We start from the raw sequence: 24,346 nt of genomic DNA on the forward strand, positions 1-24,346 counted from the left end.
GTGACCGTTGATGCAATAACGGCTGATAAAAATGCACTGATTTACCGCCGTTTGTATAAAGAAACTCGGCCTTCGCGCTCGAAACCGTTACCCTATGCAGCTGTTTTTTTGCATTTCTTCGAGGTAGCACCCGTGTTTTCCCAATTCGCCCTGCACGAACGCCTGCTCAAAGCCGTGGCCGAGCTTAAATTTGTCGAGCCAACGCCGGTGCAGGCAGCGGCTATTCCGCTCGCGCTCCAGGGGCGTGACCTGCGGGTGACGGCGCAAACCGGCAGCGGCAAGACCGCCGCGTTCGTGCTGCCGATCCTCAACCGCCTGATCGGCCCGGCCAAGGTCCGCGTCAGCATCAAGACGCTGATCCTGCTGCCAACCCGTGAACTGGCCCAGCAGACCTTGAAGGAAGTGGAACGCTTCTCGCAGTTCACCTTCATCAAGTCCGGCCTGATCACTGGCGGCGAAGACTTCAAGGTCCAGGCCGCGATGCTGCGCAAGGTGCCGGACATCCTGATCGGCACCCCCGGGCGGATGATCGAGCAGTTGAACGCCGGCAACCTCGACCTCAAGGAAGTCGAAGTGCTGGTGCTGGACGAAGCCGACCGCATGCTGGACATGGGCTTTGCCGAAGACGTGCAGCGCCTGGTGGACGAGTGCACCAACCGCCAGCAGACCATGCTGTTCTCCGCCACCACTGGCGGCTCGGGCCTGCGGGAGATGATCGCCAAGGTGCTGAACAACCCCGAGCACCTGCAGCTCAACGCGGTCAGCCAACTGAACTCCACCACCCGCCAGCAGATCATCACCGCTGACCACAACCAGCACAAAGAACAGATCGTCAACTGGTTGCTGGCCAACGAGACCTACGAAAAAGCCATCGTATTCACCAACACCCGGGCCATGGCCGATCGCATCTACGGTCGCCTGGTGGCTCAGGAATACAAGGCGTTCGTGCTGCACGGCGAGAAGGACCAGAAGGACCGCAAGCTGGCCATCGACCGCCTCAAGCAGGGCGGCGTGAAAATCCTCGTCGCCACCGACGTCGCCGCCCGCGGCCTGGACGTGGAAGGCCTGGACATGGTCATCAACTTCGACATGCCCCGCAGCGGCGACGAATACGTGCACCGCATCGGTCGTACCGGACGCGCTGGCAACGATGGCCTGGCGATCTCGCTGATCTGCCACGGCGACTGGAACCTGATGTCGAGCGTCGAGCGCTACCTCAAGCAGAGCTTCGAGCGCCGCACCATCAAGGAAGTCAAAGGCACCTACGGCGGACCGAAGAAGGTCAAGGCCTCGGGCAAGGCCGTAGGCGTGAAGAAGAAAAAGGTCGACGCCAAGGGCGACAAGAAGAAAACCGGCGCCAAGGCCCCGACCAAGCGCAAGACCGCCAACCGCCCGAAGAGCGACACCCCGTCGCTGGTCAGCAAGGACGGCATGGCCCCGCTCAAGCGCCGTAAGCCAGAGGCGCCGGCGGCTGAGTGAGTCAGCGTTAGCGTTTTATAAAAAGAACCGGACCTTGAGTCCGGTTTTTTATGGGTGACTGAAACTGACAAAACCCTGTGGCGAGGGACCTGTAGGAGCTGGCGAAGCCTGCGATCTTTTGATCTTGATCTTGATCTTGATCTTGATCTTGATCTTGATCTTGATCTTTCGCTTGCGACTCAATTGTAGGAGACAAGATCGCAGCCTCGTTGCACTCGACAGCTCCTACGCTCCTACGCGCCTACATAGCTCCTGCGATCCAGCGAGAGCAAGCTCCCTCGCCACAAAAGCGGGTTGTGCTCGGCTGTGGCTAATCATCCAGCCTTCTTCTCAGCGTTCTTCAATTCTTCCAGACGCTTATCAATCAACTGGCACTTATCCGGCACATCCTTGCTGGCAGTCTCCAGGTCCATGGCCTTTAACTCGTCGTTCATTTCCTTGGCCTTGGCCGGGTTCTGCTCGGTGAGCTTGGTCACTTCTTTTGCCAACTGTTCGCGCTTGGCGGTCGCTTCCTCTGGCGTACAAGTGGCCCAGGCGGGCAGGGCGCAGGTGAGGGTGGCGGCGAGGGTGAGTTTCAAGAGGGTTTTCATGGCAGGGCCTCATATTCCTTGTTGGGCAGGTAATGGGTTGAGGCCCGAGCTGGATCGAAAGTTCACCTTGAGCGCTCATCGCTTGAGGTCTTTTTCGAAGTTTTCCTAGCCGATATTAAACAGTCGGCTACCATGGAGGATGCGACTAGTAGCCCTGTGCCTGCAACGCCGGGACGCTTCTCGACACGGAATTTGAGTGGTGGAACAACTAGCCAGTCAGGACGTCCCGGCGGCCTGTCGTAGCAGTGAAATTCAAAGGAATGAAACCTATGAGCTTTGGAACGATTTTCTGTCGGCTGATGTTGTGTTTGTGCGGTTTACTCACGATCTCATCGGCTTACGCGCAAAGCGTGGTCATCGCCACGCCGCAACAAGGTGTGGGGATCGAAGTCGATGTGTTTGACCGTCCTGATGCCGCTAATGGCCAACCTTCTTCGACGAGCATGGTGCCCTTCACCTCGGCGGGGTTGTTTACCCCAGCGGTGCAATCGTTCAAGGGCAAGCTGTATATGTTCTGGGCCACTGATAGCGATTCCACTCATATTTATTTTTCCACTTCAGCGCAGGGAAAAAATTGGTCCTCTCCACAGCCTATCCCCGTAGCTAACATCTTGGGTAATGTTTCAGTCACCGTGTTCAAGCAAAAACTGGTACTGATCTTTACCGACGAGAACAATATAAACAGCGTCAGCTCCGAAGATGGAGTGAACTGGTCCAAGGTCAATCCTGTGACGACCTCCAGCGATGCCGACAATAACAGTCCTGTGGTGTATAACGGGCAACTGTTTGTCTTCTACAGTGCGGAGGATGATGACACTGTTTACTATGTAACGTCGGATGATGGCCTACAGTGGAGCAAGGAAAGCCTGGGGTTCAAGGCAAACGCTTATAGAGTTCTGAGTATTGTGCCCGTGGTTTATAACGGTGAGCTGTCGGTCTATTACTCTTATGATCTTAATAATTTGGCCGTTCGCACTTATGACCGGAGCGGTCACTGGGGCGATGAGCAAAAACTGTCTGGCATCACAACAGAGCTTCTCCTGAGTCGTGCAGCAATGATCGGTAACCGCATTTTTATCAGCAGCGGCCCTAATACTTTTGCTTCAACCGATGGGGTCAATTGGACTCCTTATTTTTCCAAGAGCTTCCCAGGATATTTTACTTCTGCACCGGGCTTGGGCGTTTCCTATGCCATTACCACAAGCGATCTCACTGGGGATAACCCGCAATTGCCTTCGGACCTGGCGACCGGTCTTAGCCATACCGACTATGCAACCTTCGCCTGGCGCAGTTTTTTTGCACTGAACAATATGGCCAAGACGCCATTACCGGCTAACCGGGGCGTCGGTAACCCCGGCAGCAGCTTTGCCGATTCGGGCAAGGTCTCACAATCTCCCAACCCCTTGTTGTGGCAAACCTTTGCCCACCGTAGCGAGCTGTTTCCGGCGGTAGGGTTCAATCACGTTGGCGGCCCTACGCTTGCGTTTGGGTCAGGCCCGCAATACACCTATACCCAATTTCTCAAGAACGGGATACGTGTGGCGCCAGGCGCTGACTTCACCCTTTACAACAATCTGGATGAGGCGACCCAAATAGGACAAAACGCTATTTTTTTTCCGGTCAATCCGCCGAATGTGGCGAAGGCAGGGGGAAATTACGCCCCTTCAAACGACAGCCAGATCCTGTTCGAGGCCAAGGCCAACCCCGTCGTTTACGAGTATGCGAAAGGCCTGACCAGTTATCCGGATCATATTGTGCTGCCCGACGGTGCGGTGGAGGTCAAGGCAGCATGGCGCAAGCTGGCCGACATTCCGGTACCGGATCGCGCGCGCTACCATACGGCGACAGTGGTGACTTATAAGGGCACCGACAGTGACCCGCAGGCGCAGAACGAAGACTACGCACTGGTCGCCTTGCATATCATCCATAAGACGCCCAACTACCCGACTTTTATCTTCGCCACGTTCGAGCACGAGGATGCGCTGACGTTGCCCGATGGCAAGTCGCCGACCGGACTCTATTACATCGCCAACTACAACCAGATTGCCTACCCCGGTCTCGATAGCAGCAGCCCCCCGACCGCCACCTTCTCCGACGGCAACAAAACCTATACGGTTGCCCTGCCGCAGGCGGGCAAAGTCGTAAGCGCTAACCCCAATTTGCCCGTCTACTCAGGCAATCACGGGATCCCCGAGGGACAGGCTGGGCCGATCTCGGTAGTGCAACCATTAACCATGCATTCGGAAGTCGTAGCGGTGAACAACCAGGTCAAGCGGCTCATGGACGGCAGCAGCGAATTCAATAATTCGGTCTGGAAGCATTATCGGCTCAAAGGGGTGCAGGCCATCCCGTCGAGCACTCAAACCGACCCGGATTACTACCTGGCCAATATCATGGTCGAAAGCAGTCAGCCGGGGATTCAGCTGTTTCGCGGCAGCAACGTATTTCCGATTCAGGGTAACAACACCCTGACCAATGCGCGCAACCTAACGAACATCAAGGTGCCGGATTACGAGCACAGCACCCAAAGCCTGACCATGGGCGGTTGCATGGGGTGTCACGGCATCGCCCAGAGCTCGCTCAAACAAGGTTTCAGTTTCCTGTTCGATGCGATCAACCCCACGTTCAGCAAAGGTGTTACCGGCTTTTCGGGCCCAGAGACCGTAGGTTTACCTGATCCGCGGACCATGAAGGCACGGGCCTTGAAATATTCTCTCGGCCCGCGCAATACGCAAGCCGTTGAGGAGGCGGGCAAGTAGTCGCCATGCACCTGCGAAGCAAAAATAGCCCTGCTTTCTGAGACGGGGCCAAGCCCTTTCGATAAAAACCGGACCTTGAGTCCGGTTTTTCATGAAGCCAAACCTGAATTTCACGCCGCTGCGAGAAAGCAAGCTCGTGCTGGGCTCCGTAGGAGCTGGCGAAGCCTGCGATCTTTTGATCTTGATCTTGATCTTGATCTTTCGCTTTAGATTCAAGTGTTTGGGGAAAGATCGCAGCCTCGTTGCACTCGACAGCTCCTACACAGCTCCTACGCAGCTCCTACGCAGCTCCTACGCAGCTCCTACGCAGCTCCTACACAGCTCCTACACAGCTCCTACGCAGCTGCGTGAGCAGGTTCCGGCGCCACACGGCAATTTCGCAGCGGTCTGATTTCAGATGAACGGTTCCAGTAATAGCCTCGAAGCTAGACCCAATTAGTTGACGTCAAAATGATGGCTCATTAATATCGCGCCACTATTTTGATGTCACTTTTTTCGAGGGATCGAACATGTCCTCACCCGCCTTTTGGGCGAGGTTGTGCCTGGCTTTGCTGTGCCTTTCTCCACTGACCCTGGCTCACGCCGCCCCCACGCCGGGCGACACGGACCTGATCCGCGAGCGTCAGAACCGTTTGCTCGAAGAGCAGCGTCGGCGCCTGGAGGAGCTCAAGGACCTGCCCGGCCAGGAGGCGAAGCCGACCCAGCCGACCGCACCTGCCGATACCCGTTGCTTCCCCATCAAGACCATCGAACTCAAGGGCGCCGACAGTCTTTCCGCTGGCGAACGCGAGCAGTTGCTTGCGCCCTACATCGGCCAATGTCTGGGTGTGCCGCAGCTTAACGAGCTGCTCAAAGTCATCACCGACCACTACATCGAAAAGGGCCTGGTCACTAGCCGCGCCTACCTGCCGCAGCAGGATCTTTCCAGCGGTCACCTGCAAGTGCTGGTGGTCGAGGGGCGGTTGGAAGGCCTCAAGGGCGCCGAGAACAGCAAGCTGTCGGACCGCGAGTTGGCGATGGCTTTTCCCGGTGCAGTCGGCGAGCTGGTCAACCTGCGGGAGATCGAGCAGATGGTCGATCAGCTCAATCGCCTGCCGTCGAACCAGGCAAAAATGGAGCTGACCCCCGGCCAGAACGTCGGTGGCAGTGACGTGCGGGTTACCAATGAACCGAAAAAGCCTTGGCGCGCCGGACTGTCGCGTAGCAACGACGGCCAGCGCAGCACCGGCGAGCAGCAGTGGGGCAGCAGTTTCGAGTGGGACAGCCCGCTGGGCCTGGCCGACCAGTTGATGTTGCGCGGTGGTCACGACGCGATGACCGACCACCAGCACACCTCCCGCAACGCCATGCTCTATTACAACCTGCCATTTGGCTGGTGGAACGTCAGTTATACCTACAGCCAGAGCGAATACCGCTCGCAGATCCCAGCCAACGGTTTCAACTTCAAGCAGACCGGCGACAGCCAGAACCATCAGTTGCGGGTCGAGCGGGTGATCCACCGTGATGCCCTGAGCAAGACCTCCCTCAACACGGGCCTGGCGTATCTGCGCACCAACAACTTCATCGAAGACAGCAAGCTGGCGGTGAGCAGCAATCGCCTCAGCGAAGCCCAGTTCGGCATCAACCATGGCCGGCGGGTTGGCAATGCTTTCGTCAACCTCGACCTGGGCCTGCAAGAGGGTATCGGCGCCTTCGATGCCCAGGGCGACAACGATCCAGGGCCCGGCCAAGCCGATGCCCGCTACCGCAAATACACCGCCACCGCTAGCTACCTGCAACCGTTCCAGGTGTGGGGCGAGTCCTTCAGCTTCAGCAGCCTGATGACCGGCCAGCGTAGCGAAGACGTGCTGTTCAGCCCGCAGCGTATGAGCCTGGGCGGCCAATCGTCGATTCGTGGCTACAAGGATCAGTCGCTGTCCGGCGACAGCGGCGGCTATTGGCGCAACGACCTGCGCTGGAGTCGCCCGGTGACGTTGGAGTGGCTGCGTCCGGTGTTCGCCGAATACGGCACCAGCCTCGGTTATGACCAAGGCGTGATTCGTGGGGATCGCTACAACGGCGACCAGCACGGGCGCATGTCGAGCAACTCGCTGGAGCTGTTTGCCCGCGGTGAGCACCTGAACGCCAGCGTCACCTTCGCCCATTCCCTGGAACGTCCGGATGCCCTGACCGAGCGCGAAGCGCCGATCTACTTCCGCGTGGATGTACTCCTCTAAATTTTGCTGCAACGAGACCTGATCATGGACGACCGCCAATACGCCTTCCTGGCCCGCCAGCCTTCCTCTGCCCTGCAACCCCGCGAGCAGTTCTGGGGCATGCCCAAGCGCGGCCTGGCGTTCCTGCTGGCCAACGTCATGTTCTGGCAACCGCTGTGGGCCCAGGCCGACGGCATTGTGGTCAGCGCGCCGGGCACCGGCCTGGACCGGGCGGGCAACGGCGTGCCCATCGTCAATATCGCCAAGCCCAACGGCAGTGGCCTGTCCCACAACCAGTTCAAGGATTACAACGTCGGCAGCAACGGCGTCATCCTCAACAACGCCACCGCCCGCACGCAGTCCACGCAGTTGGGCGGGATCATCCTCGGCAACCCGAACCTCAACGGTACGGCCGCCAAAGTCATTCTCAACGAAGTCAACGGCGGCAACCCCAGCCAGTTACGTGGCTACACCGAAGTGGCGGGGCAATCGGGCCACGTCATCGTCGCCAACCCGTACGGTATTACCTGTAATGGCTGCGGTTTTATCAACAGCCCGAAAGTGACCTTGAGCACCGGCAAACCGGTGGTGGAAAACGGCCAGTTGAGTCGTTACCAGGTGGACCAGGGCAGCGTCACGATTGAAGGCGCGGGCCTGAACGCCAATAACGTCGATCACTTCGAAATCATCACCCGCAGCGCCAAGATCAACGCCGAGATCCAGGCCAAGAACCTGACCATCGTCGCCGGGCGCAACGACGTCAACGCCGACACCCTCAACGCCACCGCCCGCGCGGACGACGGCAGCGCCAAGCCGGAACTGGCCATCGATTCCTCGGCCTTGGGCGGTATGTACGCAGGCACCATCAAACTGGTGGGCACCGAAGCCGGCGTCGGCGTGAAGCTGGACGGCAAACTGATCGCCAGTGGAGGTGATATTCAGCTCGATGCCAATGGGCATTTGAGCATGGTCGATACCTCGGCCAGCGGGGCGGTCAACGTCAAGGCTGCGAGCCTCGATGCCCAAGGACCGGTCTATGCCGGCACGACCCTGAACGCCCAGACCCAAGGCAACCTGACTAACCAACAAACCCTGGCGGCGCGGGACGGCATCGTCCTGAACGCGGGTGGGCAGTTGAGCAACAACGGCATCATTGAAGCCGGGGTCAATGCCGATAACACGCGCAATGCCATGGGTGATGTGAGCGTTACGGCGCAGAGCCTGAACAACAGCGGCAAGAGCATCGTCGCCAGTCGTAACCTCACCGCCGACGTTGCGCAAACGTTGAACAACCAGGGCGGGACCCTGAGCGCCGGGCAAACCACGACGGTGAAAGCTGGGACCCTGGACAACCAGAACAAAGGCCGCGTCCTGAGCAACGGTGTGCTGAACGTCACCGCCGACAAGCTGCTCAACACCCAGGGCGTCGTCAGCAGCAATGGCAACCTGACGGCCAATGTCGGGCAGTTGAACAATGGCAGCGGTGAATTCAACAGCTTGAGTAACGTCACGTTGCGCGTCGCCTCGCTGGATAACGTGGCAGGTCTGGTGGCGGCGGGGCAGATGCTCGACATCAACGCCAGCGGACAGGTGAACAACCGGGGTGGGCGTCTCACTGCGAGCAAAAGCGCTGAGTTGAGCGCCGGTTCGCTGGACAACCGCCAGGGATCGCTTTCTGCCCAACAAGGGCTGAATCTGAATCTGACTGGGCAACTGCTCAACGCTCAAGGCAGCGTGACCAGCAGCGACACGCTGCAGTTAAAGGCCGGCCAGGTGGATAACACCGCTGGCCGCATCGCCAGTGCGAAGGAGCTGGATGCCAGCGTTACTGGCCTGGATCAGCAGAACGGCGAACTGTTCAGCAACACGAGCCTCAGCCTGGACATGAATCAGGGCCAGTTGAACAACCAGGGCGGGCTGATCAACGCCTCGGGTGCGTTGCTGTTGAACAACCTCAAGGACGTGAACAACCAGAACGGGGAAATTTCCAGCAAGCAAGCGTTCATCCTGGCGGCGCAGAACCTGGATAACAGCGGCGGCAAATTGCTGAGCAACCAGGGCCTGATGCTCAGAATTGCCCAAGTGCTGGACAACGCCCGCGGCGCGATCTCGGCGGCCTCGGTGGATAGCCGCAGCAACAGCCTGGACAACAGCGAGGGCCTGATCAGCAGTCGCGACCGACTCGATCTGACTGTCGACGCCTTGCTCGACAACCAGCGCGGCTCACTGATCGCAGACGGCGCGCTGCTATTGGTTGCCGACCGCCTGGACAACCGAGTCGGGGAGATCGTCGGCAAGACCGGGCTCAACGCCACCGTCAACACGGTGGATAACCGTCAAGGCACGCTGATCAGCACCGATGCCCTGAAGCTCACGGCGGCCAGCCTCGACAACCGCCAGGCCGGTTTGATCGGCGCGACAAAAGGGCTGGATCTCGATGTCGACGACCTCGACAACCGTGGCGGCGAGCTGTCGAGCAATGCAGACGTCACGCTGGTCAGCCAGAACCTCGACAACAGCGATGGCGGCCAGGTGTTCGCCGGCCAGGCGCTGAAGCTGACGGTCGATCAACTGCTCAACCGCACCAAGGGCCTGCTCAGTGCCAAGGCTGGATTGGAACTGGACGGCGGCTCCCTCGACAATAGCGGCGGCTATCTGATCAGCCAGCAGAATCAGCGCATCAACCTGAGCCGAGACCTGCTCAACAGCCAAGGCCAGCTCAGCAGTGAAGGCTCGTTGAGTGTCACCGCCGCCAACCTGACCAACACCGGCGGCAGCTTGTCCAGCGCCAAGGACCTGACCGTGCGCAGCCTGGGACGCCTCGACAACCAGGGCGGCGAACTGGTCGCCGACGGCGGGTTGCTGCTCACCAGCGCCGCGCTGGACAATCGCCAGCAGGGCCACATCAGCGCCAAGGGCGCGGTAGGCGTTACCACCGGTGCCTACGATAACAGCCAGAATGGCCGTCTCAACAGTGCCAGCACGCTGAACCTTGTCGCGGGCCAAGTCACCAACCAGGATGGCGGGGCCATCGGCAGCCAAGGCGCGCTGACGGCGTCGGTAAAAGGTCTGGATCAGCAGGGCGGCAAGCTGTTCAGCAACACCTCGCTGAGCCTGGACATGAACAACGGCCAGCTCAACAACCAGAGCGGCTTGATCAACGCCCCCGGCATGCTGCTGCTGAAAAACCTCAGCGGCGTGAACAACCAGGGCGGCGAAATCTCCAGCGCCGAAGCGTTCATCCTCGCGGCGCAAAACCTCACCAACGACAACGGCAAACTGCTGAGCAGCCAGGGCCTGACCCTGCGCATCGCCCAGGCGTTGAACAACGTCGAAGGCATGATCGGCGCGGCCACCGTCGATACCCAGACGCAAAGCCTGAACAACAACGGCGGCACAATCACCAGCCGTGGCAACCTCGTCCTGACCGTCGATCAACAACTCGATAACCAGGCCCAAGGCCTGATCAGCGCCGCGCAACTGCTCACCCTCAAGAGCAGCAACCTGAACAACCAGGGCGGCAGCGTATTGGCCGGCGGCGCGTTGGTCCTCAATGCCATGGCCCTGAACAACAGCGCCAACGGCCTGATCAACGCCCAGGGCGACCTCACTCTCGACGCCGATTTTCTGGACTCCAGCGATGGCGGCGAAGTCTCGGCCAAGGGCGACATCAACCTGACCCTGGCATCGCTGACGCAAGACGGCGGCCGCCTGCTCGGCGAAAAAGCCGTCACGCTGAACCTCGGCAACGGTGACCTGAACAATCGCAACGGTTTGATCATCGCCAAAGGTCCGCTGACGTTCAACGCCGTGCGCGACCTGAGCAACCAGGGTGGCGAAATCTCCAGCAGCCAGAGTTTCGACCTCAAAGGCCGCACGCTCGACAACAGCGGCGGCAAGCTGATCAGCAGCCAGAACCTGGGCCTCGACGGCCAAGCGCTGGTCAACCAGAACGGGTTGATTTCCGGCTGGCAAGGACTGCTGGTCAACGGCGCGAGCCTGGACAACCGCAACAACGGCACCCTGTCCAGCCGCAACGGCAACGTGACCCTCAACCTGCTGGGCAACCTGCTCAACGGCAACGGCGGTGCGTTGGTCAGTCAGGGCAGCCTCGGTGTGACCGCCGTGTCGGTGGATAACACTAAAGGCATTCTCAGCAGTGGCGGTGCGCAGAACCTCAACCTCAGCGGCGCGCTCGATAACGGCCAGGACGGTCTGATCGACAGCGGCGCGGGCCTGACCATCAAGGCCACCTCCGTGGCGAACGTCAGTGGCGCGGTCAACGCGCAGCAAACGCTGACCCTCGATGCCAACGATGTAAACAACCGCCAGGGCACGCTGGTGGGTAACGCCGAAGTCACCCTGAACCTCAATGGCGTACTCGACAACAGCGCCGCCAAGCTCGCCAGCGCCGGCCCGCTGACCGTAAAAGGCGCGACGGCGATCAACAACCAGGGCGGCCAGATTGCCAGCCAGGATCAAATGACCCTGCTCACCGGCTCCCTGGACAACAGCAACACCGGGACCATCGCGGCAAAAAATGCCCTGGCGATCACCGCCACCGGCGCGGTGCAGAACCATACCAACGGCCTGATCTACAGCCAGACGGCGGATATCGAACTCGATGCCGCGAGCCTGGCCAATGGCAAGGGTGAAATACAAAGTCAGACCGGCCTGGATTTCGCACTGAGCGGTGATCTCGATAACCAGGGCGGCAAACTCATCGCCCAGACCGGCGATGTCAGCGTCACGGCGGCCAACATCGACAACCGCGGCGGCACCCTCGCCGCAATCAAGGGCGCCCTTGAAGCGCGCACCGTGGGCGTATTGCGCAACGGCTTCGATGTGAACAACAAGGGCGGCGTGATCCAGGCCCAGCGCCTCAATCTCCGCGCCTTGGCTGGGCTGAACAACAACGGCGGGCGGATCGCGGCTCAAGCGGGCGATGTCATTATCAACACGGCTGATCTGAATAACCGTAGCGGTGGGCTCTATGCCACTGGGCTGGTTAGCATCAGTGGCGCCGACCTGGATAACGGCGCGAGTGGCCAATTGGCGGGCGGCACCTTGGATTTCACCTTGAGAGGCGCCCTGAGCAACGTCGGCGGCGTTCTCGAAAGTGACAGCCGCATCGGCTTGAACGCTGCCAGCTTAAACAACCAGGGCGGCCAATTGCGTACTCTGGCCAGCAGCGGCAGTACTCGCCTGCAAGTGACGGGCGTGTTGGACAACCGCAATGGCGTGATGGAAGTCGCCAACCAAGACTTGACCTTACAGGCCGGCAGCTTCCTCAACACTGGCGGCCGCTTGCTGCATGGCGGTACGGGAGAGTTCCAGATCGACTTGGCCAACCTGGGCAGTGCCGGTGGTGACATTGTGACCCTCGGCGGCCTGACCCTGAGCGCCGCCAACTGGACCAACAGCAGCGTGATCCAGGCTGCGCGGCTGAATATCGACGTCGGTCAACTGACGCTCACTGGCAGCGGCCAGTTGCTGGCGACCGACAGCTTAGTGGGGCGTGGAGGCAACTGGACCAACAACGGTCTGATCGCCAGTAACGGCACACTGGATATGGCCCTGACCGGGCTATACGCGGGTAGCGGCCAGGTCACTAGTGTCGGCAATCTCGGCCTGAGCGCCGCAGGCATACAGGTATCAAGCGCTGGACGGATCGCCGGTGCGAGCGATGTGCAGGTCAGGGCCGGCGGTACGTTGGTCAACCAGGGGCGCATCACCTCCGCCCGGGACCTGACCCTCAATGCCGCCAATCTGAGCAACAGCGGCACGATCGGCAGTGCCGGCAAGCTTGACCTGGTCAGCCAGGTGCTGCGCAACGAAGGCGCGGACGCAGGTAATCAGAGTTTAATTTCCAGTGGCGGCGACATGCGCCTGCTGGTCGGCGACTTCACCAACCGCTTCGCTACGGTGTATAGCCTGGGAGGCCTGCTGGTGGCTGGCGATGCAGCGCTCAATCGCGCCAACCGCATCGACAACGTATCGGCCACGTTGCAGAGCGGTGGGGCGATGGGGCTGTACGCCAGTACGGTCAGCAACCGCAAGGACGCGTTTTCCGTCAGTGAGCAATTGGTTTCCGGCACCATCACTTATCAGTGTCTCAACTGTAAGGGACGGCACTACGACTTCTTCTATTACCTGACCGAAGAGATCGTCCGTTCAGTGCAGGCGGACTCCGCAGCGGCATCAATCAATGCCGGCGCTGCGCTGAAAGTGCAGTCATCACTTTTTGAGAACAAGCACAGTACCGTCAGCGCCGGGTCGTCCATCGATATCAGCGCGGATAATTTCAACAACGAGGGGGCGTCCACCGAAAGCGTGCTGCGCACCCGGCAGTTCCGCAATCCCAACGACAGCGAGCGAAGCTCCGTCTGGGACAGCCTGACGCGTGAGGGCGGGGCGATCGCCGAATACGCCAAATACAACTCAAAGACCCAGTTCGTCTACCAGGAAGAATGGTATGACGTCGACGGCAGTTACATCACACCAGTGGCCCAATCAAAACAGGACACCGGCATAGCCAACCCGAACTACCGGCCCAACTCGGGCTATGCGGTACCCAGCAAAATCCTGGGTTATACGCTGATCGATACACGCGAGACGCAAACCAACACAGGCGTGGCCGCTAACGCCGTCATTCAGGCTGGCGGCGCGGTTAACATCACCGCCAGCCAGACGCTGGGCAACGGCGTTACACGCCAGAACACCGGCTATTCCAGCCAATCCCTGAGCACGGCAAACACTCAGGCCAGCAGTGTGGTCAATCCCAACACCGCGCGCATCAATGCACAATTGCCGCCGGACCTGGCCCAGCGTCAGGTCAACCCGCTGGACCTGCCAGGCTTCGTCCTACCCACCGGCGGTAGCGGTTTGTTCCGTCTGAGCGCTCTGGCCGCAAGCCAGGCCAACACCTCTAGCGTCGCACCGTCGCCAGCCAATTGGACCCTGGGAGGTGCCAGCATCGGCCTTACCCAACGCCAGCAACCTTTGGAGCAGACCGGCCCAACCCAGCTGAGCGGCGGCAATGGACCGATCTTCCAGCCTGGCGCTTCAGCGGTGCTGCCGCAGGTGCTTCCCGCAGCGGCGCAGGGCGTCCCCAGCACCGCTACCGTGGTCAATCCGCAAAGCATCGCTCGAGTGCAGGGCCTACCCCTCAACAGCCGCGGACCGCAGCCGCATAAATATCTGGTCGAGACCGATCCTGCATTGGCTGACCTCAAGCAATTCATGAGCTCGGATTATCTTCTGGACAAGTTGGGGTATGACTCGGACGCCAGCTGGAAACGCTTGGGCGACGGATACTTCGAGCAGCAAATGATCCAGCAGGCGGTGACGGCTCGTACCGGCAAGCGCTTCATCGATGGCCAGACATCTGACGATGCGCTTTACCGGTATCTGATGGACAACGCCATCGCCAGCAAGCAGCAACTGGGCCTTTCGGTGGGCGTTACCCTGACCGGCTCTCAGGTGGCGGCCTTGACCCACGACATCGTCTGGCTTGAAGAGCACGAAATCATGGGCGAGAAGGTGCTGGTGCCGGTGCTCTACCTAGCCCACGCCAACGACCGCCTGGCGCCGACTGGCGCGCTGATCGAAGGCCAGGATGTGAACCTGATCGCCGGTCAGAACCTGGAGAACAGTGGGACCCTGCGTGCCAAGAACAATCTGTCGGCCAGTGCCGGCCAGGACTTGGCCAACGGTGGTTTGATCCAAGCCGGCGGTCGCGTCGATTTGCTGGCAGGCAATACCTTGTCCAACGGTGCGGGAGGCATCATCAACGGCCGTGATGTCAGCCTGAACAGTCTGCTGGGGGATGTTGTAAATGAACGCACCCAGACCCTGCAGAAGGGCGGCTACGTCGTTGAAGGTAAGCTGGACAGCGCCGCCCGTATCGAAGCCTCCAACGATCTGATCGCCGGCGTCGGGCGCGACTTGCTCAACATCGGTGGCGTGATGCTGGCGGGCCGCGATGTGGAGATCCGCACCGGGCGTGACCTGCTGATAGGTTCTGCCGAACAGACCTACAGTTATCAAAACGGGACGCGCAACCGCAGCGAGTCCATCAAACAGTCCGGCTCGCAGATCACCGCTGGTCGTGACTTGGACATGGGCGCCGGCCGCGACTTCGCCGCCATCGGCAGCAACCTGGAGGCCAAACGTAACATTGCCATTGACGCGGTCGGCGACATGACCCTGGCTTCGGCTGCCGATGAGGAACACTCCTACTCCAAGAGCAAGAAGGTGACCCGCCAGGAGGATCATGTCCGTCAGGTCGGCACCCAGTTGAGGGCCGGCGGTGATGTTTCCATGACCGCGGGTGAGGATATTCGTCTGATCTCCAGTCGGGTCAGTGCGGGTGATGAGGCGTATCTCTATGCCGCAGACCAGCTCGAATTAACGGCTGAGGCCGACAGTGACTACTCGCTTTACGAGAAGAAGAGCAAGGGCAGTTGGGGGAAAAAGAAGACCAAGCGTGACGAAGTGACAGACGTGCGTCATGTCGGCAGCGCGATTACCACGGGCGGTGACCTGATTCTGGAGAGCGGAGGGGATCAGCGATACCAGGCGGCCAAGCTCGACAGCGGCAATGACCTGACCGTCAGCAGCGGTGGCGACATCGTTTTTGAAGGCGTGAAGGATTTGCATCAGGAGAGTCACGAGAAGAGCAAGTCCAGCGCAGCTTGGTTCAGCATGAAGGGTAAAGGTCGCACTGACGAGACCCTTCGCCAGAGCGAACTGACTGCTCAGGGCGACCTGGTGATCAACGCGGTGGGCAAGATCCACGCTGACGTGCGACAGGTGAACAAGCAGACGGTAAGCGCGTCCATCGATGCGATGGTCCAGGCCGATCCAAAACTGGCGTGGCTCAAGGAGCTTGATGCGCAGGGCGGGGTCGACTGGCGGCAGGTACAGGAGGTCCACACCAGCTTCAAGTACGCGAACTCCGGTCTGGGCCCGGCTGCGCAGATGGTAATCGCCATTCTCATGACCGTCATGCTCGGCCCTGCGGGTGCTGGCCTTGGCGGCTGGGCCCTGGCAGGTGCCTCCAGCCTGGCAACCACCGGCACGGTTGCGACCATCAACAACAAAGGAGACATAGGCGCCGGTTATAAAGCCGTTCTTAGCAAAGATGGCCTTACCAACGCCGCGATCGCAGCCATCACTGCCGGTGTAGCCGAGAACTATCTTGGCGATATGACCATGACCAAGCAGGTCAATGGCAAGACGGTGATTGACTTAAGTTCTATCGAAGCCGTCAGTCATTTTGCCGGTCAGCAGTTGATCAACAACGCATCCGCTGCCGCGATCGCCAAGGCTTTCGGTCGAGACGTTACGTTGGCCGGTATCCTCCAGTCGACGATCTACAGCACCTTGGCGGCGTACTCCTTTGACCAGGTGGGTAACCTCAAGCTGAAGACGGGCAGCCCGGAGAAGATTGCCCTCCATGCATTGGTAGGCGGCATGATCGCCGAAGCTTCGGGCAGCGACTTCGCAGTCGGTGCAATGGCGGCTGGTGTGAACGAGGCGTTCGCCAACCAGCTGCGGCGTATGTCGGCCCAGATGGACCCGCAAAATCGCGACCACCTGATGCTGATGTCTTCGCAACTGTTAGGCGTAGTGGCCGCTGCCGCTGTGGCTGGTGATGACGCGAACAGCCTGCAGACAGGCTCGTATGTGGCTGGCAATGCGACCCAATACAACAACCTCAATCACCATGACATGAGTGACTTTGTCGGGGACATGAATGCCTGTGGTAGCAGCGAGATCTGTCAGAAGAACACGTGGGATGGGGGGAAGTACGAGGAGATCAGTAACGAAATCACCGATTGGTCGGAGAAGGCCGTCAGTGGAGCTTTTGCCAAATCCTTGTTGACTTCGATCCAGGGCGGGCTGACCGCTCTGAATGACCTCAATTGCACGACGGCGACTTGCACGCAGTACAAGGACACTCTGACTGAGCGTGCGTTGAACGACCTGACGAACTTGGCGAAGGTTACTGACACGTGGGAAAACGCAACAAGCGTGGCTGCGCTGGTCATACCGACCTCAGGCGGCGCGCGTGGTGCTGGCGCTGGCGAAGGAGGGATTTCGCCTAGGGTTCAGGCGGCTTTGGATAAGTTTACGGAGGCCAAGGCCATACGTACGGGCGCGACCCTAACGGCGGAGAAAACTGCTTTGCCGGCAGGTTATCGCGAAGGTAATTCCGTAGGTGCGGCTTTCAACGAGAGGGGTGGGTTACCGGAGGGCTACCGTCGGGTCATCAACACTAAAACTGGTAACACGGAGGTGTTGGCAGCGGACGGAAAGCTCTACCTTGAGACTAGTAATGGACTGACACCGAAGGCTGGGGGTAATCTTGCGGGGTTGGTTGATGCAGAGAAAAATATTGCCGGTGCAAAAAGTAATGGTTTTGCTGAGGCCTTAACTGGTGTTACACAGAAACAGCTCGATAAGAAATTTAAACATGCCTCTGATTTTGGTGTGGTGACAACAAAGAAGAATTCTGAAACACTGGCCCAGTATGAATCTGCAATCAAAACTCATATGGCATCCACTTCTACGATTCAGCAAGGTACATACGGGTTTGTAAAAGATTCAAAAGTGTTTTTTAACTCGGCCACCAACAACGCTGTTGTGCTTGATGCGACAGGAAATTTTGTGACGGGATTTAAGCTTTCTCCAGGAACTCAGCAGTTTGAGAATTTCATTAAAAATGGAGTGCTGCGATGAGCCTTACTATTTTAGAATTTGCACGATCGTTTGTAGCGGGAAGACTGACAGCCGAAATTTTCGCTGAGGCTTATATTGAACTTTGGAAGATTGAGCGAGATAGGAACGTCCTTCAACTCGATGAACCCTCGTTAAATGAGTGTCTATCAAGTATTTTTTGTGCTGCGGATATGTACGAGCCAAGCGAGTCAAGGGAAGAGTATGAGCTTGACGACGAAATGCTTAGAACTGAGGTTGCGAATTTGGTGCAAAAGATAGTGCCTGATTAGCTGTTTCAACGGGGGGGACGGATCACGTTATCTGTGCGGTTTCTTAGATAGAAAATGTGGTCTGTCCCCTGAGGAGACTTTACACATGATGGAAAAAGGGAACACCCATTAGCCGGTCTCAAGTCAAGGCTAAAAGCCAACTCCGGGCATCTCTCATGAACTCCGCAATGGCCTCTGGAGTACTGAGATATTCTGCGGGGTCAAATTCTGTAAAGGTCTCAATCATTTTGCTCTCCGCGTATGTGAAAAACGGGCGACCCAAAGGTTGCCCGTTTTCGTTACCCAGCAGCTTGCGCTCGCAACCGTCTCCCAATCACATCGAAAAAAGCGAAAAAAGGGGACAGAAAAAAGGGGACAGATTTATTTTTTGATTCTTTGCTACGCTGAAAGCTTCCACGGAGGAGGAATCAAATATGCCCAGGATGGGACGTATTGTTATACCGAATTACCCACACCATATCGTACAACGTGGTCATAACCGTCAAGTGGTGTTTGCCGTCGCTGAGGATTATCAACGCTACCTCACGGATCTGCGTGAACTTAAGGATGCATTTGGCGCAAAGGTCTACGCCTATTGCCTGATGACCAATCATGTTCGTCTGTTGCTGGCTCCGGGGGAGTCGGTCGCTGGATTGGGGCAGTTGATGAAGGCTCTGGCGGCGCGTGCGACGCGCTACCGCAATCGGTTGGAGGGGCGTTCAGGCACTTTATGGGAAAGCCGTTACAAATTCAGTGTGGTGCAGTCGGATTCTTACTTGCTTGCCTGTTGCCGTTACATCGAATTGAATCCCGTGCGAGCTCGTATGGTGGCTGATGCTGCGGATTACCCATGGTCGAGCTATCGAGCCCGGGTAGGTAATGTGCCAGACGGCCATTGGCTGGATGCTGATCCATGCTTTGTTGCTCTGGGTAATACAAGTGCGGAGCGTTGTCGTCGGTATGAAGAGTTCGTACGCCAAGCCGTTCCAGCGGACGAGATCAGATTGAATCGCAGATGCTCTGCAACGAGGTCAGTTGACGGGGACGAGCCGTTTTGTGGACGAGGTAGAGCGGATTGTTGGTGTACGGATAGAGCAACGAGGGCAGGGCCGGCCAAGGATTGATTTGGAAAAATAAATCTGTCCCCTTTTTTGTTTGCTTTTTTTGATTGGCACTACTACGTTGAAGGATGGCGGTGTCCCCACTTCTGTGTTAAAGGTATTTACCGATAGAGCCGGCAATTTGATAACAACTTTCCCTGTTAAGGCGGGTATTTGATGGGTAGTCTTCCAACTAAAGTGTGGGGTGAGTTTCAGTTGGCAGTCTCAGCTCTGGCTGATGAGGCACCTTCTAGGCAGGTTCTTGAATTATTACTTTGCTGGACTCGGAGCAATTATCAGCATCTTGACTGTGAGCCGTATACGACCTATGGGTTTGATAGGATTGTAAAGGTCAATGAGAGGGAAATGCCGGTTGAGAGATCCTGTTTTAAGGTCGCGGATTTAATAAACTTTAAAAATACTATCCTGAAGCGCCAGTCTCAAGAGGGAGAGGCGATTGCGAGATTTTTGCGCGATACGGTCGAGGAGCTGATAACGGTCGAAGTCGATGAGCAATGTCCAAAGTGTAAGTCTGCTGGAGGGCGCATTTTTATAGGTAGATATAACGGATTGCTAGCTTATCAGTGTGGTGTCTGTGGTCATTCTCATTATTCAGATGGAACTAGGGTTAAAAGGGATGAGTTAGACTTCGCGAGCGAAATGCAGCTACGAGAGCTCGGTTTGAATCAGTAGAAAACGTGTCTATCCCTCTGAGGGATCCCTAGACAATTCGGTCATCCCCTTGGCGCGTGTGACTCCTTCCGTCGCTTTGGCGATATAACTTGTATCGCCGGTTTCCTGGGCATTTCTCACGAACTCCGCAATGGCCTCGGGAGTGCTGAGATATTCTGCGAGGTCAAATTCTATAAAGGTCTCGATCATTTTACTCTCCGCGCATGTGAAAAACGGGCGACCCAAAGGTCGCCCGTTTTCGTTACTCAGCAGCTTGCGCCCGCAGCCGTCTCCCAATCACATCCATCACATCGCAGCCATCCCGCAACGCTATCGTCAGCATTTTGCAAAAGTCAGAAAGCACCACCGTATCGGAGCTGATATCCGAGCGGAACGCGATGTTTTCCAGCACCTGGGTCACGGTGCGGATGCGGTAGTCGGCGGTTTCGAAAAGGACGTCCAGCGGGGCTTCGGTATCGATGAGCAACGTTGCGGGGACGCAGTCGATGCCAGTGATGGGCATATATCGATTCATTTTGAAGATCTCTGTTTGATTGGCTGAAAGCCATCACTCAATCGTCGCCAAACGATTGGGTGGTGGCTGTGCGCAGGTTGGCGAACCGGTTACAGAGAAAACCGGCAGATCCGAAGATCTCCCGCGCACAGCCGCCGTGGAATATAGCGGCTTTGCGGGTGCGTCGGTACCTGCAATCAGCTGGTAGCTTTCGCATTCTCTGTAATCGAGTCGCCAAACCCGAATCGCCTTTTTGGGCGACGAGGGACTATAGGCTGGCCCGCTCCGGTGCCACAAGACACCGCTTTCCGAGCTTCATGTAGGACGTTTGGCCTGGCATTTGTCGGCTTAAATCGGGCGACTGCTGCCCAGTCGAGCGGGAGCAAGCCCCCTCGCCACGGGGGGCGCGCTCGACCGGGCGGGTTGGCGCATCAACTGTGGCAGCAGCCGTGGGGCTTGGCCTCTTCGTATTTATCGTGGTGCCGCACCCAGTCCATGATTTCGTCTTCGTTGCGGCCCTTGGGCGTCAGGTCGAGGTAGTTGTAGGTGCCGACCAGGATGTCGAGGCCGCGGGCGTAGGTGGAGTAGGTGTGGAAGATGTCGCCGGCTTCGTTGCGATAGAAGACGCTCAGGCCGGGGAGTTCGCCTTCGGTGGTGTCGGTTTTTTCGTAGTTGTAGGTGGCTTTTCCGGTGGCGGTGTCTTCGGTTTTGAAGCTGACGCCGAAGTCGTAGTTGAAGTCGCAGCCTTGCGATGAGACCCAGTCGAAGGCCCAGCCCATGCGGCGTTTGAAGGATTGGAATTCGGCGAAGGGCGCGCGGGATACGGCGACCACGGCGACGTCGTGGTGGGCCAGGTGTTGGTTGGCACCGTCGATGTGGTCGGACAGGAACGAGCAGCCCTGGCAGCCTTCTGTCCAGCCGGGGCCGAACATGAAGTGGTAGATGATCAGTTGGCTGCGGCCGCCGAACAGGTCGGCCAGGCTCAGTTCGCCGTGGGGGCCTTGGAAGCGGTAGGGTTTGTCGATTTTTACCCAGGGCAGGGCGCGGCGTTCGGCGCTGAGTTTGTCGCGTTCGCGGGTGAAGGCTTTTTCGTGGGTCAGGTGCTGGCGACGGGCGGCGAGCCATTCTTCCCGCGAGACGACTGGATGATTCTCTACGTTCATGGTGATTTCTCCTGTGGTCAGAGCCGCGAAATCGGCCTTTAACAGTTGGTCGTTTGGCCTCGGAGCAATTCGACAGGCCGTTGGTCGGCTCAAGGTAGAGACCGCCTGGAAACCCGGCTGAACGGCGGCGCAGCGCCTCGGTCACAACCTAGGTAGGCATCTCACTCTTTGGAGGATGGACCAGGATGACGACTTATAACTGGGACTTGATCGAACGGTTGTTGCACGAAGTGCAGAACGGCGCCGGCCACAGCTTTACCCCTCGGCCTTATGCGGAGGAGCATGCGGCGGCGAAAGCGGCTGAAGGCGAGGCGATCGAGAACCTCGATCATCTGAAAACGGTTGCCGGGGAGTACGAAAAGTTGCTGCTTATGCGTGGCTATATTGAGCCTCGGCCGGAGGAACAGGGCGGCAATGGCGAGAATTTTGTGCTGACGCCGCGTGGTTCGCGGTTGTTGAGCCTGATCGACAGCAGCATTCCGGGTAATGATCATCCGCGCCAGGTGTTGGATGAACAGGAAGATGCGCTGGATGAGTTTACTTTTGATGATTTGGCTTCGAAGGCGCAGATTGCCTGACAGGCCTGTACTGAATCCCGTGGGAGCAGGGCTTGCTCCCACACAAGCTCGCTCTCACATGGGATCTCAGTGGTTTTAGGAGCGTGCTGCTTTCAGGCACTTCAAATCACTGAAATCCTTCTTCACCCCGTCGATCTTCTTCAGCAGCCGTTCGCGCTGGGGCGGGGTGCTTTCGGCCATCAGGTCCACCAGCAGGCTGCGGGCCTGGGCTTCGGTTTTGCTGAAGGCTTCGCGGTAGGCGGGGGTCCAGAGGCTTTCGCGGTTGACCAGCAATTGTTCGATGCGTTTGGGGAAGTCGGGGCTGTGGCGTTGGGCCACTGCTTCGCTGAACTGGTTTTGCCAGTGGGCGCGGTTGGCGATCCATTGCTGGTTCTGGTCACCCAAGGCGGTGGACCAGGCCATCACTCGTTGGCGCTGGGCGTCGTTGAGCGGGCCGAGCCAGTCGTCCAGGCGTTTGACCATGCGTTCGCTGCGTTCCTGGATCTGTTCTTGCAGCGTCGGCTTGAGGTATTGCTGCTGGCGTTTGCGCTGGTCCTTGACGAAGGCGGCGTCCATGTCATCGACTTGGTCGTCGTTCAGGCCTTGCAGCAGTTCGATGGCCGAGGGGGTGATTGCCCGTGCGGTTTGGGCGATGGCGGCCTCGGCTTCCCGGGTACGCTGTTGCAGGGCTTCGTCGGTCACCTGGTCGGTTTGCACCATGGTCTTGAGGCGATCCAGCCAGTCGAGGTAGCCGGGCAATTGAGTGGTGCAGTGCCAGGTCAGGTGGTCCTTGAGGCGTTCGTTGAACCAGTCTTTTTGCTCGCCTCTGATGTCCAGGTAATCGTTGAGGGTCCAGGGGATGATCAGGTCGAGGTTGCGGTAGGCCAGGCCTATACGGCTGCAGGCGGTGAGCATCAGCAGCAGGGCGATGGACATGGCAGTGCGGGTCAACCAGCGCGGCATGAGCGAGTCCTTGCGAAGGCGTAGGTGCTTTGTTTGAGCATCGCAGACGCGCGGCAGTTCAGCCGATTAAATGCGTAACGCTTAGTAAAAAGGGTGGGCCATCTTGAGGGTCAGCAGGCTGTCGCATTCGCTGTTGTGGCCGGAGTATGCCGAGCAACTGCTGCCGCTGAGGCTCGAGTCGCTGTAGATCAGGTCCAGGTCGATGCCCATCCAGGGACGGGAAATTCTCAGTGACCAGTCGCTGAAACTGCCTACATAGCCGTTCTCGACCGACACTGGCGTATTGAGTTGGTGGGTGGTGTATTTGGCGCTGATGCCAATGCCGAACGGTATGTTGCCACCCAGGTCGGCAAACAGCGTGCTGTTCTGTTTGTCCGGATCGTTGCTCAGGGCCGCACCGAAGCGGCTGCCGAGCACGGTCAGGCCGCCGTAGAACTCCTGGCTGTCGAGCGTATCGAGGGTGGGGTAGCTGTAGTGGATCAGGCCGACTTCGTAGCCCAGGGTCTGGTCGAAGGGCTGTTTAAAACCTATGTAGGAATCCACCTCCAGGTCGGCGGATACGCCCACGCTGGGTGACCACTGACCGACGTACCAGCCGCTGTCGTGGCTCAGGTCCAGGCCACCATGGAACGAACCGGTGCTCGACGGCGTGACCAGGCCCTGGGCCATGCTGCGGCTGGGAGTGGTGCCGAGCTTGAGGTCGAAGTCGCCGAGTTCGCGCTGGAATACCTGCCCATGGACGAGAGAGCACGAGAGCAGGCTGACCGTCAGCGGAACAATGGGGATGCGCATGCTGCATTCCATCAATAGCGAGGGGCAGGAACGATAACTAAGCTGAAAGGCTTGAGCTAGAGAGGTGCAAGCATACCGGCGAATGCTCGGCTGCGAAGTCCGTTCGTCGATTCATGGGAAATGGGTGGTGCTAGGAGGGTTCCAGTCCAAGCGCTTCGAAGCTCAAAGCGCTTTGGGACCAGGTGACGCACAGCTTACTTCTTGCCCAGGCTGATCTGCTTGGACGGGCCGAATGTCTGGCCGCTGACGCCTTTGGCAATTTGCTGGATCTCGCCGCCAGACTTGAGGAACGCAGCGATCTGGTCGTTGATCGACTCGCTGGTTTCAACGGCTGGAGCTGGCTTTGCTTTGCTGTTGGATGCTTTTACGCGCATGACGGCCATTAACCTGTAGATAATTAATTGGGCCAGGCATCGTACAGGAAATACTTGACAATTGCTTGGCAAATATCCTTCTGAATTATCGCTGTGGTGACGAAATAATGAGCGGTGACCCTGCAATGATTGCCCTAAGCCTCTGTTTTAAATAACAACCGTGGGCGAAAGAGGGCGACGATGGCGAGCGCTAC

The 24,346-nt window shown here is 58.4% G+C and carries 13 protein-coding genes and 1 pseudogene; 7 read left to right on the forward strand and 7 right to left on the reverse strand.

Translation table 11 applies throughout. The annotated features are described in order from the left end of the window. The first annotated feature begins 132 nt into the window (after positions 1–132). Entirely contained in the window at positions 133–1,479 is a 1,347-nt protein-coding gene (locus GFU70_RS07380; RefSeq protein ID WP_153387798.1) for a DEAD/DEAH box helicase, read from the forward strand. A gap of 314 nt (positions 1,480–1,793) precedes the next feature. On the opposite strand, the gene GFU70_RS07385 is transcribed toward GFU70_RS07380, so the two are convergent. Continuing rightward, entirely contained in the window at positions 1,794–2,069 is a 276-nt protein-coding gene (locus tag GFU70_RS07385) for a hypothetical protein (RefSeq protein ID WP_058546202.1), read from the reverse strand. A 269-nt stretch (positions 2,070–2,338) separates the two neighbouring features. Between GFU70_RS07385 and GFU70_RS07390 the strand changes: the two genes are divergently transcribed. From GFU70_RS07390 to GFU70_RS07410, 5 genes and pseudogenes are all read left to right on the forward strand, one after another. Continuing rightward, on the forward strand, positions 2,339–4,828 hold the full coding sequence (locus GFU70_RS07390; protein WP_193034279.1) for a glycoside hydrolase: 2,490 nt from the start codon (positions 2,339–2,341) through the stop codon (positions 4,826–4,828). A gap of 509 nt (positions 4,829–5,337) precedes the next feature. Further along, entirely contained in the window at positions 5,338–7,044 is a 1,707-nt protein-coding gene (locus tag GFU70_RS07395; RefSeq protein ID WP_153387799.1) for a ShlB/FhaC/HecB family hemolysin secretion/activation protein, read from the forward strand. A gap of 24 nt (positions 7,045–7,068) precedes the next feature. Next, a complete protein-coding gene (locus GFU70_RS07400) occupies positions 7,069–17,769 on the forward strand; it encodes a filamentous hemagglutinin N-terminal domain-containing protein (protein WP_153387800.1) in 10,701 nt (3,566 codons plus the stop codon). Continuing rightward, positions 17,766–18,038, forward strand: coding sequence for a colicin immunity domain-containing protein (locus tag GFU70_RS07405; RefSeq protein WP_058544384.1), 273 nt, complete (start codon positions 17,766–17,768; stop codon positions 18,036–18,038). Before GFU70_RS07400 ends, GFU70_RS07405 begins: the two co-directional genes overlap by 4 nt. Before the next feature lie 413 nt (positions 18,039–18,451). After that, positions 18,452–19,154 (forward strand): annotated as a pseudogene (locus GFU70_RS07410) (transposase). Between the two features lie 665 nt (positions 19,155–19,819). Here the strand turns inward: GFU70_RS07410 and GFU70_RS07415 are convergent. The 3 genes from GFU70_RS07415 to GFU70_RS07425 all read right to left on the reverse strand — a co-directional run bounded on the left by GFU70_RS07415 (position 19,820) and on the right by GFU70_RS07425 (position 21,466). Further along, positions 19,820–19,999, reverse strand: a complete 180-nt coding sequence (locus GFU70_RS07415; RefSeq protein WP_058544381.1) for a DNA-binding protein — start codon at positions 19,997–19,999, stop codon at positions 19,820–19,822. A 52-nt stretch (positions 20,000–20,051) separates the two neighbouring features. Further along, a complete protein-coding gene (locus GFU70_RS07420) occupies positions 20,052–20,324 on the reverse strand; it encodes a hypothetical protein (protein ID WP_058544380.1) in 273 nt (90 codons plus the stop codon). A gap of 410 nt (positions 20,325–20,734) precedes the next feature. Next, on the reverse strand, positions 20,735–21,466 hold the full coding sequence (locus GFU70_RS07425; RefSeq protein WP_153387801.1) for a DUF899 domain-containing protein: 732 nt from the start codon (positions 21,464–21,466) through the stop codon (positions 20,735–20,737). Between the two features lie 185 nt (positions 21,467–21,651). Between GFU70_RS07425 and GFU70_RS07430 the strand changes: the two genes are divergently transcribed. After that, positions 21,652–22,044 carry a hypothetical protein gene (locus GFU70_RS07430; protein ID WP_058544378.1) on the forward strand — a complete coding sequence of 131 codons (393 nt, stop codon included), beginning with the start codon at positions 21,652–21,654 and terminating at the stop codon, positions 22,042–22,044. Positions 22,045–22,119: 75 nt separating this feature from the next. Here the strand turns inward: GFU70_RS07430 and GFU70_RS07435 are convergent, their stop codons facing one another. The 3 genes from GFU70_RS07435 to GFU70_RS07445 all read right to left on the reverse strand — a co-directional run bounded on the left by GFU70_RS07435 (position 22,120) and on the right by GFU70_RS07445 (position 24,161). Then, on the reverse strand, positions 22,120–22,986 hold the full coding sequence (locus tag GFU70_RS07435) for a DUF6279 family lipoprotein (RefSeq protein ID WP_153387802.1): 867 nt from the start codon (positions 22,984–22,986) through the stop codon (positions 22,120–22,122). Between the two features lie 81 nt (positions 22,987–23,067). After that, a complete protein-coding gene (locus tag GFU70_RS07440; protein ID WP_058544376.1) occupies positions 23,068–23,778 on the reverse strand; it encodes a TorF family putative porin in 711 nt (236 codons plus the stop codon). A gap of 194 nt (positions 23,779–23,972) precedes the next feature. Next, positions 23,973–24,161 (reverse strand): hypothetical protein, encoded by a 189-nt coding sequence (locus GFU70_RS07445; protein ID WP_018607615.1) that lies wholly within the window; start codon positions 24,159–24,161, stop codon positions 23,973–23,975. Positions 24,162–24,346 lie beyond the last annotated feature (185 nt).

It is taken from the genome of Pseudomonas brassicacearum, from assembly GCF_009601685.2.
GTDB lineage: Bacteria > Pseudomonadota > Gammaproteobacteria > Pseudomonadales > Pseudomonadaceae > Aquipseudomonas > Aquipseudomonas kilonensis_B.